General features: G+C 45.2%; 2 protein-coding genes. Both read right to left on the bottom strand.

Going from position 1 to position 1,260, the window contains the following annotated elements; genetic code table 11:
* Nucleotides 1-295: 295 nt before the first annotated feature.
* A complete protein-coding gene (gene rpsD / locus PX482_RS21720) occupies nucleotides 296-904 on the bottom strand; it encodes a 30S ribosomal protein S4 (protein ID WP_002798058.1) in 609 nt (202 codons plus the stop codon).
* A 63-nt stretch (nucleotides 905-967) separates the two neighbouring features.
* Nucleotides 968-1,114, bottom strand: coding sequence for a hypothetical protein (locus tag PX482_RS21715; protein ID WP_288094347.1), 147 nt, complete (start codon nucleotides 1,112-1,114; stop codon nucleotides 968-970).
* Nucleotides 1,115-1,260: the final 146 nt, after the last annotated feature.

Raw genomic sequence — 1,260 nt, 5'->3', positions numbered from 1 at the left:
CTCTTTTGGTTAGAACAAGATAAACTTGAGAATCTTCGGTCAAATTTATTGACTCAAAATCAGCTATACTTAATTTAAATGAAACAGCCCTACCCTTATTAAGGGGGGATCCCCCCGCCTATCGGCACCCCCCTTATCAAGGGGGGCAGGGGGGATCAAACCTAAAATCCATTTTTAATTTAATTATAACCAGCTACTTAGCATCGTATTTTTGCTATCTTTCAACCTAAATTTAAAGAATAAAATAAGGACGCTGCCACTTGCGTCCTCAAGGTATCTGGAAAAGGCTTTTTTCCTAGACTTTCCGAGAGTAGTATTCCACTACTAACAGTTCATTAATCGAGAGGGCAATCCATTCTCTTTCCACAACGCCATTCACTTTGCCCACAAGGGTATTTTTGTCAAATTCCAAATGACTCGGCAGGTTGGCTAAACCGGGGTATTCCATATTTCTTTTGACTAGATCCTGGGAACGCTCTTGATTTCTGACTCCAATCACATCACCCGGACGGCACTGATAACTGGCAATATCCACAACTCTACCGTTAACGGTGACGTGACCGTGATTGACTAATTGTCGCGCCCCCGGAATTGTCCCAGCCATACCGAGACGGAAAACGGTATTATCCAGACGCATTTCTAAGAGTTGCAGCAGCACTTGACCAGTGGAACCGGTAGCCCGGCGAGCTTTGCGGACATAGCGAATTAATTGTTTCTCGCTGACACCGTAGTTAAAACGCAGTTTTTGTTTTTCTTCTAGACGAATGGCATATTCTGAACGTTTTTTGCGGGCCTGGCCATGTTGCCCGGGTGCATAGGCACGACGGGCATTTTTACGGGTTAAGCCTGGTAATTCCCCTAAACGACGCACAACGCGCAAGCGCGGTCCTCTATAACGAGACATACAGACAGTCTGCTCCTATTTAAATTTATCCCAAAACTATTATCGTAGCACAAATTAAGTGATTTAGTTGGCGTGTGGGGAGATGGGGAGAGGGGAGAACGGAGTGGGATGATGGGGTGTGGGGTGTGGGGTGTGGGGTGTGGGGTGTGGGGAGAATAAATAAAAGCAATCTCCTGAATACTGACTCCCGACTCGGAGAATACTGATCACTGATTACTGATTACTGATTACTGATCACTGATTCAAGCCTGACGGCAGCTGATGTATTTTTTTCATCGGAAATTTTGGGTCTGAAACCCCGCCGTTCTAGGTTGGCTTTATGATAGTATTACAAGGCTAGTCTCGAAAACCAAGTG

The organism is Microcystis sp. M53602_WE12, assembly GCF_030065455.1.
Classification (GTDB): Bacteria; Cyanobacteriota; Cyanobacteriia; order Cyanobacteriales; family Microcystaceae; genus Microcystis; species Microcystis aeruginosa.
The sequence above is the reverse complement of the archived record's forward strand: the minus strand, read 5'-3'. Positions and strand labels throughout refer to the sequence as shown.